The following is a 14,387-nucleotide window of genomic DNA, read 5'->3' as shown; positions in this document are numbered from 1 at the left end:
AATGAACATCTTTCAATTGAAAGCAGTCGACCTTGATAACCACATGCTTGATTCTTTTGATCGATATCAAAAAACGGACCGCGTAATGGTGTTTCAAGCAGACACACTAAACGAAGAAAGCAACGGGTTTGAAGAAGATTGGACTGTAGAAAACAAACGGACGATCGTCCATCACTTTCGGTTGGTGGTGAAAAATGGCGGAGCAGTCATAGCAGCTTTGAAGGAGCGACACGTCCACGGATTCGCTGTCATTGAGCCAGATACTTTTGGTGAAAAGTCCACGTACAGGGAATTATCGTACATACACGTGAGCCGGGAGGTCCGGGGAACTGGTATAGGGAGGCTGCTCTTTCAGAAAGCTGGACAGGTTGCTAAGGCATCGGGAGCGGAGAAATTGTATATAGGTGCCCATCCCTCTGTCGAAACTCAGGAATTTTATCAAAAAATGGGATGTGTGCCGGCTCAGGAACTGAACTCATCCATTTATTTTCGCGAACCTAGAGATATTCAACTGGAAATTACACTATAAAAAACCCCATACGCTTGAAACAGCGTATGGGGCAGAAATTACCTTTTACTGAAAAACTCGAGGAAAGCCTGATAGATCTCTGTTCCCTGATAAGACAAAAGTGACAATGCTGTCAACGAGAACATACCAATCATAATCATTCTAAACCATAACATAGGTGAAACCTCCTTTGATTGTTGTCTGTTTGGAGCAACATCAAAGGTATTAGATCACATAATTGGATTGATAGAACACAGGGTTCAGAAACAGAAACTTGCGAAAGGCCCTCCTGGATGTTGATGTTACTTTTGTACATAAATGTACGATCAACAAGTAAACGAAAAAAGCCGGAATGACAAATGCTTTGTCTGTTTGGACATCGTTTGAGGGTGCGGTTTCAAGCAGAGTGCTTTCCTGGACGTCGCCTTTGAAATAGCCGCTGTGGTGCTCGCCGTACGTGAACGGCAAAGAGAAACTAAGAAGCAGGATGACTATGATCAAGGCTGAGTGTCTCTTCATTCCACGCACTCCCTTTGTATCTATGAATATATCCATTTTACATGATGCTGACCGTAAAGCAAGCAAAAGTTTTCCTGATTAAAAGATTGACATGTTTATTAATTATTAAAGTATATGACAGGATTCTGTAATGCTCGAATTCAAGAGGTTTCGGGGTTCGTTACTCAGTTGAGCGTCAGGGGTGGTTGGGAAGCCACTCGCTTTCCTGTGGGGGGAGCGCCGAGCTTCCTCGGACTACGTCCTGCGGGATCTCGCCTATCTCCTTCTCCCACGGGAGTCTCGCAGCTTCCCAACCACCCCATGCGATTTACGAGTAAAACGAACCCCTTTGCTCAAAGAGACTGTCTTCCACTCTTCCGCTTTTTATAAGCATAAGCCTTCTCTAACAAGCTTTCAGAATCCAGATACACATAGGGGGAGAAGTTTAACCCCTACACTTCCATCAAGCTTGAAAGCCTCTTATTCTAGAAGCGGTTTCGAGATACTTCTATGGCAAAGGGCGGAGGGGAATGGCGAGACTCCTGCGGGAAAAAAGTGCAGGGTGAGACCCCACAGGACGAAGTCCGAGGAGGCTCACCGCGCTCCCGCGGAAAGCGAGCTATTCCCCGCAGCCCCCATCCACTCAACAAAAGTCTCGAAACGGAGTCTTCCACAATCGGGAACTTATATTTTAAAAAGGAACATTCATACTTTATGTATGAAAAGGATGGAGTAGCACTTTTTTGTGAAAAAGGGTGCAGACAGACGAATGATTTTTCGGTAAGCTTGGAAAAGAAGAAAAAAGGAATGAAGCACAGAACAAATACAGGGATAAAGAAAACGTTCGGTTAAGCAAGGGGGAATATTCTATGAATCATCACGATAAGCGGATGGAAGATCCGCGATATAAAATTGCGAACAAAGAGGCGTTGATCGGAACCGCGCTTGTTATTGTAAACTTCATTCTTTGGTATGGGTTCGCCTATGGTCTCGGATCCGGGCCTGTGGAGGAGTATGACTACATTTTTGGCTTTCCCGCGTGGTTTTTTTATAGTTGTATCGCCGTTACAGTCCTGATCTTTCTTCTCGTGATTCTTGCAGTCAAATTCTTGTTTAAAGAAGTACCGCTGGATGAGGAGGATGAGAAATGAATTGGGGCGTTGTTATACCACTGTTACTATTTTTAGTCATTATATTTTTTATAGGCTTTTATGCTTCGAAATACTTAAAGTCTAGTGCGGATTTTCTGCAGGAATATTTTTTAGGAAGCCGTCAGCTTGGTGGATTCATTTTAGCGATGACGATGGTCGCTACTTACGGTAGTGCAAGCAGCTTTGTAGGCGGACCTGGAGTTGCATACACAGTCGGACTTGGCTGGGTTTTGCTTTCCATGACCCAGCTTGCGACGGGTTATTTTGTACTGTCGGTACTTGGAAAGAAGTTTGCCATTATGGCAAGAAAAATCCGGGCGGTCACTCTGGTTGATTTCTTGAAGGAACGCTATCAAAGTAAATGGGTGGTCATCTTATCTGCTGCAAGTATTATCATTTTCTTGTTTTCGGCGATGGCGGCCCAGTGGGTCGGAGGAGCACGTCTGATTGAATCATTTACAGGTCTTTCCTACACGGCAGCCTTGTTCATTTTTGCTGTTTCCGTCCTTGTGTACGTAATTATCGGTGGGTTTCGTGCTGTCGCGATTACGGATACTGTGCAGGGGATTATCATGTTTTTTGGAACGATGATCATCTTGGTCGGTACGATTATCGCAGGGGGCGGGATTGAGAGCATTATCTCCGACCTTGCTGCAGAGAACCCCGATTTAATTTCACCATACGGAGCGGATCGTTCTCTTACGCCGGTGTATGTATCGTCCTTCTGGATTCTTGTAGGTGTGGGTGTCGTCGGCCTGCCCCAAGTTGCTGTCCGCGCCATGAGTTATAAAAGCTCTCGCGGGATGCACAGGGCTTTGATTATTGGAACTGTTGTGGTCGGTGTCATCATGCTCGGCATGCACTTGACAGGTGTTTTTGCAAGACCTGTCCTTCCCGGAATTGAAGTCGGAGATACGGTCATGCCGCGAATTGCAATGGAGGTGCTGCCCGCCTGGCTGGCAGGAATTGTGCTTGCTGCCCCGATGGCTGCAATCATGTCGACCGTCGATTCTCTCCTCTTGCTTGTCAGTTCAGCGGTTGTGAAAGATGTATATTTGAACTATATAAATCCCGAGGCAAGTGCGAAGAAGGTAAAGAGACTAAGTATTTCCGTCACCGCTGTTATTGGAATTCTCGTATTTGCTATGGCGGTTCAGCCGCCGGATTTACTGATTTGGTTGAATTTATTCGCTTTCGGCGGACTGGAAGCAGCCTTCATTTGGCCTGTCATCATGGGGCTGTACTGGAAAAAAGGCAATGCCAGTGGAGCCATTGCTTCTATCTTGACAGGGGTAGGAAGCTATATCTTATTCCATAGCTTTATGCCACAGGCGTTCGGGATGCACACAGTGGTCCTGCCCGTACTTTTGAGTCTGCTTGCGTACATTCTGTTTAGCTTATTGACGGTGAAACGGCATTCGGATATTCAGAAACATGTGTTCCAAAAACTGTGGAGTGCTTAAATATAAGGCTCTGTTAAAGTTGGTTGTTGATATTCGCGCCCCTATGGGGATATCAATCTCGAAACTGAGTCTTCAAGTAAAGGGTAGGGTACTTTAGTAAGGTTTGGTACATTTTTCAACTAAAAACATATGAATTATCTATGTTAACGTTGACCCAAGAAAGGATGTTTTTTTGGGGATACAAAAGTGTAAGTCTTGTCGATATCAATTTACATGGAAAGAAGTGCAAAAGGCTATCCGTTGGACTTATAAACCTCTTGTCTGTAACAAGTGCGGAACCAAGCATGTTGTTACGAAAAAAACTAGGTACTTCTTTGACATCCCGCTACCAATACTAGGGGGAGTTGTTGTTGTTGCTGTAAGTAACACTTTAGTGATACCTGTAATCTTGTTATTTTCAATATTTATAATAGCAATTTCTTTCTTTCCTTATGTAGCTAATTATAAAATCAAAGAAGATAACAATTCAATGTAGGACTTCCATCTAATTGGAGGTACTACTATTTCTATCAATATCAACACCAGACTTTAACAGAGCCTTTTTATAAAAAAAACAACGGGATACCCGTTGTCTAGAGTCATTTATCATCCATACCATAGCGTTCTTGTCTGCGTGTCCCTTGCACGTTCTGTTCCTTAAACGTGGAAGTCGATGCCCTGTTTTTTCAATGTTGTCACCACGTAGTACCGAAAAGAATAGGTATGTTCATTCGGACGAGCGTCCGGCGAATGTTCAGAATCCTCATGCATGGCTGCATAGAGGCTGTTTGCTTCCTGTTCCGAACATTGGTGGTGCTCTTTGATTTTTTGAATTGCTCTCTCATCAAAGAATCGGGCGCTGACCTTTTCATACCAAGGGAATTCCGTGACATAAGGGTCGTAAATTGTGTGTGCCATTAAGAATCTTCCTTTCTGGTTCTGGATGTCCCCATCATACTTGATATCGGAGCATTTGGTAGAAATTTTCCACTTTTTCTTATCACAAAGTCTCTGTTAAAGTTCGTTGTTGATATTTGATTGGTTCAAACGAACGTTCTATAATGGAGCCATCAAATAGTATGGAAACCTATGATACATTTAGATTATCTAAGTTTACTGTATAAAGGTATCTCTTTATACAACTAACGGAGCAGAATAGTGTCATAAGAAATACGGCGTTATTACATTCAAGGATGGTGATATTTACAGATGTGGCATTGGTTCGGTCCCATATTTTTCATACTCGTTGGCTTATTTCTATTTTATGCAGCAAAAGGATATACGAAAGAATATCATGGAAAGCAGGATTGGAAAAATCAAGTTTGGGCTGGAATATTCACCCGTCATATATTATGTAAATTACCTTATTGGATTTTTAGAGTTCTTTTTTCTGTATTAGGAATAGGTATGATTGTTTTAGCTATTCTTACTTTTATAAATACGTAAACTTGAAATTTTTAAGCTATCGGGTGCGTTAGTGAAATAAGACAATAATCCAATCAGGACTTCCAGTTTTATGGAAGTCCTGTTTTATATAAATATCAACATTAAACTTTAACAGAGCCAAATATAAAAGAGGGTGGAGGATGCTCCATCCTTTTTTTGTTAGAAAACAAATCATAGGCTGTGTTACAGTATGGATAAATATTGCTCGGGAAATAACTTTAGGTTCAAAAGGTCAGGATGGGGGATGTTTCATGAAATTTTATTGGGGGATTCTAGCCGCTTTCTTTTCATCCATCATTCTATCAATCATGGTAAACATATTTTCGACGGGTGAAGGGGATGTTTCAGCTCCTATCTTTTTGTTTACGTTCCCTGTTTATCTCTGCTTAGGAATCCCCTTATCTATTTTCAGCGACCGGGCGCGGCATAGGCGGAAATGGTGGCAAAGCTTTTCCTATTATACGCTCATAGGTCTAAGGTTAAGTGGTTTGGTCCTGGTTACTTCCTCATTAGAAAGGGGAGAGGAGCTTTTGGTTACCGCTTTTATCATCGGGGGTGCTTGGATGTACTTTTTTTGTATATACAATCCTTAGCTATGTAAGAAAACTTGAATTGAAAGTATTCTAAAAGGAGGGTAATCATGGAGCTTATATTTGTGCGTCATGGGGAAGGGGTACATACAAAAAAGCCAGATGGATTACATATCCTCCACCCGGCATTAACCATACACGGAGAAAGCCAAGCAAGGGAATTACAACAAACATGGCCATTGTCCTCTGATGATCTACTTATCGCCAGCCCGACGGTAAGAACTTTACAAACGGCTGAGCGCTGGAGTGAAGGTATTCCATGCAGGAGAGTTGTGTCTATTGCCGTTGGTCCTCGGATGTTTCCCCAGAAGAAGGAATGGAGAACTCTACCTTGCGATCAGACATTAGGTGAAAATCAGGTGTCTGCTGAATTTCCGGACTTTCACTTGATTGATAGACGTTGGGGAGAGGGGATTAACGAAATCCCTGAAGAGGATTTTGGGGATGTGGCTTCTGCACTGATTCACTGGTGTAAACAACAAGGGAAAGACCGTGTTTTTGTTGTTACGCATGATGGGACTATGACAGCCTATAGGCAATGGATTGAAGGGAAAACACTGACTCGTGAAGACTTTCCGAAAGAGACGGGCTGGATAAGGGTGTTTATATAAGGAAGTACCCTTTCCTATTCTTTTCGGATCCCTCTCTTTTATCTGTTCATAGAGTGGACGCTTGATTAATCATTAAAAAGGACGCTGTATATACTCAGCGTCCTTTTTATTATGAACCTATTTTTCTATATTCCTCTGCCATGGGCATCTCTTTTCCTTGAGAAAATGCACTGATCAGGATGACGAGTCCAACGTTAACGATTAAGCCGAGAATACCAGGATTAATATCCAATGGTGGAGCGTCTGCGACAAGCTGGAAGTAGTAGTTGACGACGGTACCCGAGATTAACCCTGTAATGACAGCGGGAGCGGTGATTTTTTTCGAATATAAAGCACCGTATACCCCTGGGGCGAATTGGACGATTGACCCGTAGGCTCCGAGGAGGAGGGCAATCAATCCCTGTCCACCAAAGACGGTAATGAAATATGCGAGTCCACCAATGACGAAGACGCCGATTCTCATGATTAAGAGCGTAGTTTTCGACGAAAGGTCCCTTTTCACGTTGCGGATCAAGCCATCTGTAAACTCAAGGGAAGCACTGTGTGTGATGGCATCCGCGGTACTCATGGCTGCAGCGAGCGCACCAGCACCGACAAGGCCATACACCCAGCCCGGCAATGTGAGAACCGTTGTAATCAAGTAGGGCAGAATTTCATCCGGTGAACCGATTTGGTTGGACTGGATGACGTTAACAGCAGAGAACCCGACAAACAGTAGCGGGATTAGGAACAAGGCAAACATAGGATAGACGAGCACGGTCTTCTTGATGGTGCGTGCTTTTGTGGCATAGGATTTTGAAAACAAGTGTGGCCACATGAGAAACCCGATGGTTGATACCAGTATAGTTGTGGTGTAGGCCATTGTGGACATTGTTGAACCTTCGGCACCGATTTGCAGAAAACCTGGGTTGTCCTGCGTCAGATTACGGAACATGTTGGGTACACTGTCGTGAAGCTGATTGACGATCGTGAGCCCGACGGTCCATGAAATGACGATCATGAGAATCCCTTGAAACACATCAGACCATGCAGCCGCACGTAGTCCTCCTGTGGCTACATAAACGACGACTATTCCGTAAGAAAGCAGCGCACCAAGCCAAAAAGGAATCCGTCCTTCTGTCATGATGTTGAAAATATAGGCCATCCCTTTCATTTGTGTGGCCAAGTACTGGATAGAGGCTAGTAAAGCAACGATTCCGATAATCATGGCGATTACACGGCTGGAGTAGCGCAATTGTAAAAATCCAGCGACCGTATAGATATTGTGCTTGCGGCCGATGGCACCGATTTTCGGACCAATGATATACCAAGGTAAGATAGCAAAGGCGGTATAGGTGATGATGTACAAAGCTGGTGCCCCGCGGGAAAAGGCCCATCCGGGTGCGCCAAGGAACGAGAAGGCACTGAAGACCGCTCCACCCATGAGGAACCACATAACGAACAGACCGAGATTCCCTTTCGCTGTGGTGAACTCTTCTAGTGAACTTTTGTCCTAGTTACGGCCAGCTAAAACTCCTATGAATAAAGCGACGACGAGATAACCGATCATCATGATCATTGCAATTTGCCATTGTGCCATTTAATGGACCTCCTTTTCGTCTTTGTCAGGGTCGATTCTGTAAAGGAATAAAACAATGATGAATGTAACAACGATCCAAAAAATGACCCAGAATACCGAAAATGGTAAACCGATAATGAACGGCGTTTCCCTATTGGCGATGGAGAACAATGGGAAGACGAGAAGTAAAAATGGGATGGTTAAAGAAAGACAGTAAATTTTAACGAACTTTTGCTTGGTCAATGGGCATCCTCCTTTTGTTTTTCATACACGATATCTCCGTTTAGAATTGTCATTTCTACTTGGATGTCCTTTAGTTTCCGGGAAGGACACCGCAAAATGGATTGATTGAGAATGACAAGATCAGCGTACTTGTCTGGTTCTAAGGTTCCTTTCAAATCTTCCTCACCACTGGCATAAGCGCCTGCCCATGTATAAGCCCGGATCGCTTCTTCGACCGTGATGGATTGACCTTGACCCACAGGATGGCCTTGTTTACTTGTCCGATTGACGGCTGCATGGATGCCGATCAGTGGATTCACCGTTGTAATGGGGCTATCAGAACCGATAGCAAACGGAATGTTCTGCTCCACGTAACTTTTTAACGGGAAAAAGTGGTGGACTCTCTCACCGTAATCGTTGATATATCCGTCCCCGAATTCGTAAAGAAAAGCAGGATTCGGAATGGGGACAGCACGGGTGGCTTTTATCCTTTCTACAAGGTCAGGGGGAGTGATTCCTGCATGCTCAAGTCTGTGCCGATCGGTGAAATTCCCTCCATGATTGAGCGCTCGCTCAATTGTGGTCAGCAACATATGTACGGCTTCATCCCCCATGGCGTGAGCGGTGATCTGCCACCCTTGTTTATGCGCTGGTAGAAGATATCGGTCCAATTCATTTTGGTCCATATATAGAATCCCTGAATCATTTGGATTACTTGTGTATGGATCACGTGTTTTACATGTCGGGCCGCTGCTGCTTCCATCAATGAAAACTTTTGCAGGGCCGATTTTAAATATATCGTCTCCGAGTCCTGTCATGATCCCGCTCTCCACACCTGCTTTGACAACGGACGGAGAATCGTAGAGGGAACCATACATGACATAAAGCCGTTGTCTGATCTTTCCTTCTTGAGCGGCCTTTTGTAAATAACGGACGTGTTTGGTGCCGTATCCACCTGCATCATGGACACTCGTTATCCCGTTTTGTAAAAAGTGATCCGAGGCGATTCGCAGTCCGATCATCACCTCTGCTTCTGAATAATCGGCAAGCTGGAACATCTCCATATGGGCGGCTTCCAGCAATAGACCGGTAAGCTCGCCACTGTCTCTGTGATAGGTCCCACCGGGTGGGTCTGGTGTTTGTGATGTGAGACCTGCCATTTCCAGTGCTTTGCTGTTCACACATGAAATATGACCACAAGTTCGTACGACAATGATGGGATGGGACGTGGACACTTTGTCCAAATCCCATTTGGTCAGATGGCGTTCCTCGAGCAGTGTGTTCTGGTTGTAACCCCAGCCGCGGACCCATTCTCCAGAGGGTGTTTCCTCAGCCCGCATTTGAAGTTTTTCAATGATAGATTCTATGGAATTCTCCTGCTTAAGGTTGACGCCGATCTGGTTGGTGCCGTACAACTCGAGGTGGGCATGGGCATCGTTGAATCCCGGAAGCAGACTTTTCCCGTTTAAGTCAATGATCTCTGTATGAGCGTCGCACCGTTCCATGATATCGGTGGTCTTTCCAACTTGGAGGATGCGCTCTCCTTTGACAGCGAGTGCTTCATGAACGGTCCCTGATTGATCGGCGGTGATGACTTCTCCGTTGGTGAATACTTTGGTTGCTTTCATTTCTTCTCCCTCCATTTAGGACTGAGCGATCTTCAACGCTGTATGATAAAGAAGTTCCACGCCCTTTTGCATGTCCTCCATTTCGGCATACTCCAACGGATTGTGGCTGATTCCTTTTTCACAACGGACAAAAATCATACCGTAATCACTGATGTAGGACATGAATAAGGCATCGTGAAAAGGTCCGCTCATCAAGGTTGGTGAATCGTAACCGAGTTGTTCGTCTTCTGTTTTCATGATGTCTTTGATCCAGTCTGCGCAATAGCGTGGATCACTGCGTGTGTCTTCACTGATGGAGTACTCGAGGTTAAGTTCTTTGCTCGTACGTTCGATGATTTCATACAATTTCTTTTCGAGTTTTGTGCGGGCATCCAAGTCAATATCGCGGAGGTCAATCGTGAACTCGACTTTTTCAGGGATGATGTTGCGGGAGTTCGGGAAAGTCTGGACACTGCCGACGGTACCGACTGTATTCGGCGTGCCTTCATTTCGGACAAGTTCATTAAACTCTTTTGTAATGATGGAGGCGCCAAGAAACGCATCCTGTCTCAAATTCATTGGCACGGATCCTGCGTGACCAGCAAAACCTTCAAGAGTCACCGTCAGCCAGATCGGACCGGAGATGGCCGATACGATTCCAACGGGTTTGTCCTGTGATTCGAGGACAGGTCCCTGTTCAATATGAAGTTCAAGGAAAGCTTCAATATCTCCAGGTTTGTAAACAGGACTTTGACTCAAATCCGGTTCCACTCCGAATTCTCTGAGAGCCTCTAAGCGGGTCACCCCATTTTTATCTTTTCGTTCGAGTTCGCCTTCTTCGAGCTGGCCGATAATCCCCCGGACGCCGAAAACGCCTTTATTGAACCTTGACCCTTCTTCGTCAGCAAAACAGATGACCTCAATGGAACGGTTGGGGGTGATGCCTTCTTCTTTCATCGTATGTACAACTTCAATGGCGCCTAAAGCACCTAACGTTCCGTCAAAGCGCCCGCCATAAGGTTGGGAGTCAATGTGGGAACCTAACATGAGGATCGGTTTGTCTTTTTCTTTTCCTTCGATACGACCAACTAAGTTTCCAAATCCATCGATATGTGCATCTAGTCCGGCTTCTTCCATCCAAAGACGGACAACATCGACAGCTTCTCGGTCTTCTTTTGAGTGTGCGAGACGACACACGCCGGTTTCTCCAATCTTTCCGATTTTGGCTAGGGTTTCGATGTGTTCCTGAAATCTTTTTTGATTGATCTTCAAGTTGGATCTCCTCCTTGTTTGAACTAACTATATCAAGTTCATAATTGTCTGACAATTGACATAATGTTAAATGATTCATTAGAAGGTGGGGGAGAGAGGGGAGACTTTTGATTGAGTTGTCGACCTGTAGGGTGCTCATTTAGTCCTTTTCTAAAGGATTTAGTAAGGAAAAAGAAGCGACGGCTTACTTTTCATGCTCAGGTCTTGGGTATATGTGAATAGTCTGATCATGGACAAAGTATCCAATTGATAAAGTGTCAAGAATATCAGAAGAAAGGGATGGTTCATTGATGAGAGAAAGGGTGGTACAATCAGCCACCCTTTGCTTGTTTTTTGTCTGCGATATAAATGAAGCGGAGGGCGATGAGCATGAGAAGAAATGCCAGCCCCCTTTTCCAATCAAAGAGGATTTGATTTCCTCCAAACCATCCGTAATGGTCGATCATAATGCCAGCCCCTAATTGCCCGATGATCGTTGAGATGTTTGTGGCGATTACACCGATTTGGGGCACAGCAAGTACGGTAAGAAATAAATAGCCCACGCCAAACCATACAGCACTCAGCTGCCATTTTGGAGCTTCTAATATTAAACCGATCTCACCATCACCAAAAAACAAGACGAGAAGGAATAAGATCAAGGCTCCGGTAATGAATGTAAGAAAAGTGGTTTCATAAGTGCCTGCTTTTGTACTAAGGGAACCATTGATCGAAGATTGTGCACTTAGCATCGTGCCTCCAAGTACTGCGGTCAATAACAATAGAATAGCCATTTCAAATACCTCCTACGAAAAGATTAAAAACAAAGAAATGGTCATAAGCAGGACGGCCATCACTTTTTCTTTTTTTACTTTGTTCGCCTTGCTGCCCAACCATCCTTTATGTTCGATTACCATGCTCATCGCTAACTGACCGACGATCACGCTAATCATTGCAGCTCCGACTCCGACCAATGGAATGGCGAAAATTAGAATCGTCAGATAGATCACGCCCAGAAAACCGCCGCTTAACTGCCATTTTGGAGCTTTGAATGTGTGGCTCAAAGACCCTTGACCTAAGAAAAGAAGAACAATTCCTAAAATAATGGAACCGACGAAAAAATTATAAAAACTGCTCTCTAATTTTCCTACGGTTTCTCCAAGCTCTCCATAAATGGCTCCTTCAATGCTTAAAGAAACTCCTGCAAATAGTGCGATAAGATAAATCCATGCTTTCATATACACAACCCCTTTTATATCTACATATCTCTAATTATCGATATGTTGACGCTAAAAAAAGAGCCTTACAGCTCCTTCTTTAGAAATTCAGCTACTTCTTGAATGACAGCTTCATTCCGACGGTAGTACGTCCATTTTCCGTGGCGCTCGGATTCTAGAAGTCCGGCATTTTGCATCATGGAAAGATAGTGGGAGACCGTTGATTGTGACATGTCGGCTTTTTCCTGTATATCTCCGACACACACGCCTCCTTTTTCATTGATGTTTTTGGATAAATGAGCCGTCGGCTTGTCGAAATGGGCTTTTGGTTCTTTTAACCACTGAAGCATATCCAATCTTTTTTCGTTGGCCAATACTTTGAAAATGTCTACGTAGTTTTTCATAGGCCCATACTAATCGATGATTTTCGATATGTCAATCCATTGATTTCGGCAAGGAAGTTTTAAGTGGAGAAGAGAATCTAAAGAGAAAGGGGGAATTACTGTGACTGATCAGAGACTAGAGAGATCTTTGGAAGAATGGGCACTAAAAGCAGGACTTGGATTGGATTCAGAAAACATCACGATTCAGTTCATATGGAATCCTGGGGGTTTTGTCAATCAGTCCTATCAAATTTCGGATGGGAAGAAGTGCTTGCATGTGAAGTTTGTTAAAAAGGATCATAGAGCAAGGCTGAAGCAGTGGGCACATATTCACGAGTATTTGACAGAAAATTATCATGCTCCGAAGCTGTTCATGGAAGTCCATGAAGACGTCATCCCTGGTCACCCCTATGGTCTTGTGTTTGAGTTTTTTGAAGGAGACACATGGAAGGGGCAAGCTTGGCAGGATTAAATCTTATCAAAAATAAGTAAGCTCCATGGGGATCCAAATCTTAAACGTGTGCTAGGGGGAGGAGAAAAGACTTGTGCAGAAGCATTGATTCATACATATATTCATCGGTTCATCGAAGACATGAAAATTATAGATGCCGATAGAGAGAGTCTTCCTTTTGTAGAAGAGGAGACTTTTGAGATGTTTCACAAAATGACGGATCAGTTGGAAAAAGAAGTACAACAAGCGAATCACTTTCAACGCCCAGCGGATGATGTCGTTCATAATGATCTGAGTCAGCAAAATATTTTAGTGAATGAGGAAAAGTTCTGCATGATTGATTGGGACGATCTAACCATCGGAGATGCAGCGGCGGATTATGCTGCCTTACTCTGGCCTTGGTTCTATAGGGAAGAGTGGCCGATTTGGGAGGGAAAAGTGAGAGACCTTGCAGGAATAGAGGTGGTTGATCGCATGAAACTTTATTTTAAGGCGAAGTTATTAGATGATGTCATCGATGTTCTTGCAGATTATATAGAAGCCGAAAAGTTTCCTGAAGTGAAAGAGCGAACGCAGCAGAGAGCGAAAGCCACTCATCTAAGAGCGCTTGAGTTATATATGGCGCATTATGAAACGTCTCTCTATGATTGATGCATCAGCTTTAGAATGCTCTCAGAATTCTTGGGCATGTTTGTCTCTCTTTTTACATATCCTACTAGTAATAGAGGATCATTTAGGGAGTGACAAAATGGGTTTCACATATGGAAAAGATGAATTGATTGGTGACTTGCAGCAGGTGTTTGCCAGACACAATGTCCAATCTGTCCGCGTTAAAGAGCCCGGTACGTTGTTCCGTGTGGAGTCAGATGGTTCACTCACAATTGGAATCGGGGCGACGATTACGTCCTTTGAACATCAGCCAGATGAAAAACAAGCGCCGACATTAAAGGTGATTAATGGTAAGAAAAAATGACGAAAAGTCCTGGGCAGGGGGATGTCCAGGACTTTTCTATGTGTTGTGTGCGTATAATTTAGGCTTTCTTCCAGTAAGCTGCTTCTTTACTGGAGCGAAGAGGTGGGAACGTATCACCATTGCTCAACTCGATATGTTTCTCATCCTCTGTTACATCATTGTTTTTACGACCATCCACTAAACCATCAAATTCGTAAGTACCTGCTTCTGGGGCTTGTTCACCTGTTTTGTAACGATCAGCCATTTAGAAATACATCCTTTCGAAATTGGTTTTTAGTTGTGCGCACATAAGCTATATAACCGGATATCTCAGAGTGAAAACCCCTTTTTGTAAAAATGTTACATTTGGAGGAGTTTCCATTTTCCGAGCCTCGTGGTTTGACAAGTAGACGATAAGTTAATAACATATAACACGTCGAATAGTTTGTGTAGCAACATCTTGAATTACGGACATAAAATCATTCTCATGTCCGAAGGGCTAT

At 43.9% G+C, this 14,387-nt stretch carries 18 protein-coding genes; 8 read left to right on the top strand and 10 right to left on the bottom strand.

From position 1 onward, the window contains the following. The first annotated feature begins 1 nt into the window (after position 1). Positions 2-529, top strand: coding sequence for a GNAT family N-acetyltransferase (locus LC065_RS18475; protein WP_226588246.1), 528 nt, complete (start codon positions 2-4; stop codon positions 527-529). 204 nt (positions 530-733) lie between these two features. Here the strand turns inward: LC065_RS18475 and LC065_RS18470 are convergent, their stop codons facing one another. Then, entirely contained in the window at positions 734-1,027 is a 294-nt protein-coding gene (locus LC065_RS18470; protein WP_226588248.1) for a hypothetical protein, read from the bottom strand. An 848-nt stretch (positions 1,028-1,875) separates the two neighbouring features. Here LC065_RS18470 and LC065_RS18465 point away from each other — a divergent pair. From LC065_RS18465 to LC065_RS20620, 3 genes are all read left to right on the top strand, one after another. After that, positions 1,876-2,157: a YhdT family protein gene (locus LC065_RS18465; RefSeq protein ID WP_226588251.1), complete on the top strand. Its 282-nt coding sequence runs from the start codon at positions 1,876-1,878 to the stop codon at positions 2,155-2,157. After that, positions 2,154-3,620, top strand: coding sequence for a sodium/pantothenate symporter (gene panF / locus LC065_RS18460; RefSeq protein WP_226588252.1), 1,467 nt, complete (start codon positions 2,154-2,156; stop codon positions 3,618-3,620). The genes LC065_RS18465 and panF overlap by 4 nt, the downstream gene beginning before the upstream one ends. 172 nt (positions 3,621-3,792) lie before the next feature. Continuing rightward, positions 3,793-4,095, top strand: coding sequence for a TIGR04104 family putative zinc finger protein (locus tag LC065_RS20620; RefSeq protein ID WP_226588254.1), 303 nt, complete (start codon positions 3,793-3,795; stop codon positions 4,093-4,095). A 161-nt stretch (positions 4,096-4,256) separates the two neighbouring features. Here LC065_RS20620 and LC065_RS18455 read toward each other — a convergent pair whose 3' ends face one another. Next, positions 4,257-4,517 carry a hypothetical protein gene (locus LC065_RS18455; RefSeq protein ID WP_226588256.1) on the bottom strand — a complete coding sequence of 87 codons (261 nt, stop codon included), beginning with the start codon at positions 4,515-4,517 and terminating at the stop codon, positions 4,257-4,259. Between the two features lie 1,168 nt (positions 4,518-5,685). On the opposite strand from LC065_RS18455, the gene LC065_RS18450 reads away from it, so the two are divergent. Then, positions 5,686-6,246 carry a histidine phosphatase family protein gene (locus LC065_RS18450; RefSeq protein WP_226588258.1) on the top strand — a complete coding sequence of 187 codons (561 nt, stop codon included), beginning with the start codon at positions 5,686-5,688 and terminating at the stop codon, positions 6,244-6,246. Positions 6,247-6,355: 109 nt separating this feature from the next. Here LC065_RS18450 and LC065_RS18445 read toward each other — a convergent pair whose 3' ends face one another. The 7 genes from LC065_RS18445 to LC065_RS18415 all read right to left on the bottom strand — a co-directional run bounded on the left by LC065_RS18445 (position 6,356) and on the right by LC065_RS18415 (position 12,502). Continuing rightward, the gene (locus LC065_RS18445) at positions 6,356-7,669 is read right to left on the bottom strand and encodes a sodium:solute symporter family protein (RefSeq protein ID WP_371933368.1); all 1,314 of its coding nucleotides are present in this window, start codon (positions 7,667-7,669) and stop codon (positions 6,356-6,358) included. A gap of 156 nt (positions 7,670-7,825) precedes the next feature. Then, positions 7,826-8,047, bottom strand: coding sequence for a DUF3311 domain-containing protein (locus tag LC065_RS18440; protein ID WP_226588262.1), 222 nt, complete (start codon positions 8,045-8,047; stop codon positions 7,826-7,828). Beyond that, complete coding sequence (locus tag LC065_RS18435) at positions 8,044-9,654, bottom strand: amidohydrolase (RefSeq protein ID WP_226588264.1); 1,611 nt, start codon at positions 9,652-9,654, stop codon at positions 8,044-8,046. Before LC065_RS18435 ends, LC065_RS18440 begins: the two co-directional genes overlap by 4 nt. 15 nt (positions 9,655-9,669) lie before the next feature. Further along, entirely contained in the window at positions 9,670-10,905 is a 1,236-nt protein-coding gene (locus tag LC065_RS18430) for a Zn-dependent hydrolase (protein WP_226588266.1), read from the bottom strand. 311 nt (positions 10,906-11,216) lie between these two features. Next, complete coding sequence (locus LC065_RS18425) at positions 11,217-11,675, bottom strand: DMT family transporter (RefSeq protein WP_226588268.1); 459 nt, start codon at positions 11,673-11,675, stop codon at positions 11,217-11,219. Positions 11,676-11,687: 12 nt separating this feature from the next. Next, a complete protein-coding gene (locus LC065_RS18420; protein ID WP_226588270.1) occupies positions 11,688-12,119 on the bottom strand; it encodes a DMT family transporter in 432 nt (143 codons plus the stop codon). A 65-nt stretch (positions 12,120-12,184) separates the two neighbouring features. Beyond that, positions 12,185-12,502, bottom strand: coding sequence for an ArsR/SmtB family transcription factor (locus LC065_RS18415; RefSeq protein ID WP_226588271.1), 318 nt, complete (start codon positions 12,500-12,502; stop codon positions 12,185-12,187). Positions 12,503-12,602: 100 nt separating this feature from the next. Here LC065_RS18415 and LC065_RS18410 point away from each other — a divergent pair, with 100 nt between their 5' ends. The 3 genes from LC065_RS18410 to LC065_RS18400 all read left to right on the top strand — a co-directional run bounded on the left by LC065_RS18410 (position 12,603) and on the right by LC065_RS18400 (position 13,905). Further along, positions 12,603-12,953: a hypothetical protein gene (locus LC065_RS18410; protein ID WP_226588273.1), complete on the top strand. Its 351-nt coding sequence runs from the start codon at positions 12,603-12,605 to the stop codon at positions 12,951-12,953. Between the two features lie 120 nt (positions 12,954-13,073). Continuing rightward, positions 13,074-13,583, top strand: a complete 510-nt coding sequence (locus LC065_RS18405; protein ID WP_443135250.1) for a phosphotransferase — start codon at positions 13,074-13,076, stop codon at positions 13,581-13,583. Between the two features lie 97 nt (positions 13,584-13,680). Further along, a complete protein-coding gene (locus tag LC065_RS18400) occupies positions 13,681-13,905 on the top strand; it encodes a hypothetical protein (protein ID WP_226588277.1) in 225 nt (74 codons plus the stop codon). 58 nt (positions 13,906-13,963) lie between these two features. Here LC065_RS18400 and LC065_RS18395 read toward each other — a convergent pair whose 3' ends face one another. Continuing rightward, on the bottom strand, positions 13,964-14,149 hold the full coding sequence (locus tag LC065_RS18395; protein ID WP_146813902.1) for a YjzC family protein: 186 nt from the start codon (positions 14,147-14,149) through the stop codon (positions 13,964-13,966). Positions 14,150-14,387 lie beyond the last annotated feature (238 nt).

Origin of the sequence: Halobacillus litoralis, from assembly GCF_020524085.2 — a bacterium.
In the GTDB taxonomy this organism is placed as follows: Bacteria; Bacillota; Bacilli; order Bacillales; family Halobacillaceae; genus Halobacillus; species Halobacillus litoralis_E.
Note: the sequence above shows the minus strand (reverse complement) of the source record. Positions and strands in the feature narration are given on the sequence as shown.

Bases quoted from the DNA above. Each gene is read 5' to 3' on its own strand.
- LC065_RS18465 (WP_226588251.1), top strand. From the start codon at position 1,876: ATGAATCATCACGATAAGCGGATGGAAGATCCGCGATATAAAATTGCG.
- LC065_RS18450 (WP_226588258.1), top strand. From the start codon at position 5,686: ATGGAGCTTATATTTGTGCGTCATGGGGAAGGGGTACATACAAAAAAG.
- panF (WP_226588252.1), top strand. From the start codon at position 2,154: ATGAATTGGGGCGTTGTTATACCACTGTTACTATTTTTAGTCATTATA.
- LC065_RS18395 (WP_146813902.1), bottom strand. From the start codon at position 14,149: ATGGCTGATCGTTACAAAACAGGTGAACAAGCCCCAGAAGCAGGTACT.
- LC065_RS18400 (WP_226588277.1), top strand. From the start codon at position 13,681: ATGGGTTTCACATATGGAAAAGATGAATTGATTGGTGACTTGCAGCAG.
- LC065_RS18455 (WP_226588256.1), bottom strand. From the start codon at position 4,517: ATGGCACACACAATTTACGACCCTTATGTCACGGAATTCCCTTGGTAT.
- LC065_RS18405 (WP_443135250.1), top strand. From the start codon at position 13,074: ATGAAAATTATAGATGCCGATAGAGAGAGTCTTCCTTTTGTAGAAGAG.
- LC065_RS18420 (WP_226588270.1), bottom strand. From the start codon at position 12,119: ATGAAAGCATGGATTTATCTTATCGCACTATTTGCAGGAGTTTCTTTA.
- LC065_RS18470 (WP_226588248.1), bottom strand. From the start codon at position 1,027: ATGAAGAGACACTCAGCCTTGATCATAGTCATCCTGCTTCTTAGTTTC.
- LC065_RS18445 (WP_371933368.1), bottom strand. From the start codon at position 7,669: ATGGGTGGAGCGGTCTTCAGTGCCTTCTCGTTCCTTGGCGCACCCGGA.
- LC065_RS18435 (WP_226588264.1), bottom strand. From the start codon at position 9,654: ATGAAAGCAACCAAAGTATTCACCAACGGAGAAGTCATCACCGCCGAT.
- LC065_RS18415 (WP_226588271.1), bottom strand. From the start codon at position 12,502: ATGAAAAACTACGTAGACATTTTCAAAGTATTGGCCAACGAAAAAAGA.
- LC065_RS18475 (WP_226588246.1), top strand. From the start codon at position 2: ATGAACATCTTTCAATTGAAAGCAGTCGACCTTGATAACCACATGCTT.
- LC065_RS18425 (WP_226588268.1), bottom strand. From the start codon at position 11,675: ATGGCTATTCTATTGTTATTGACCGCAGTACTTGGAGGCACGATGCTA.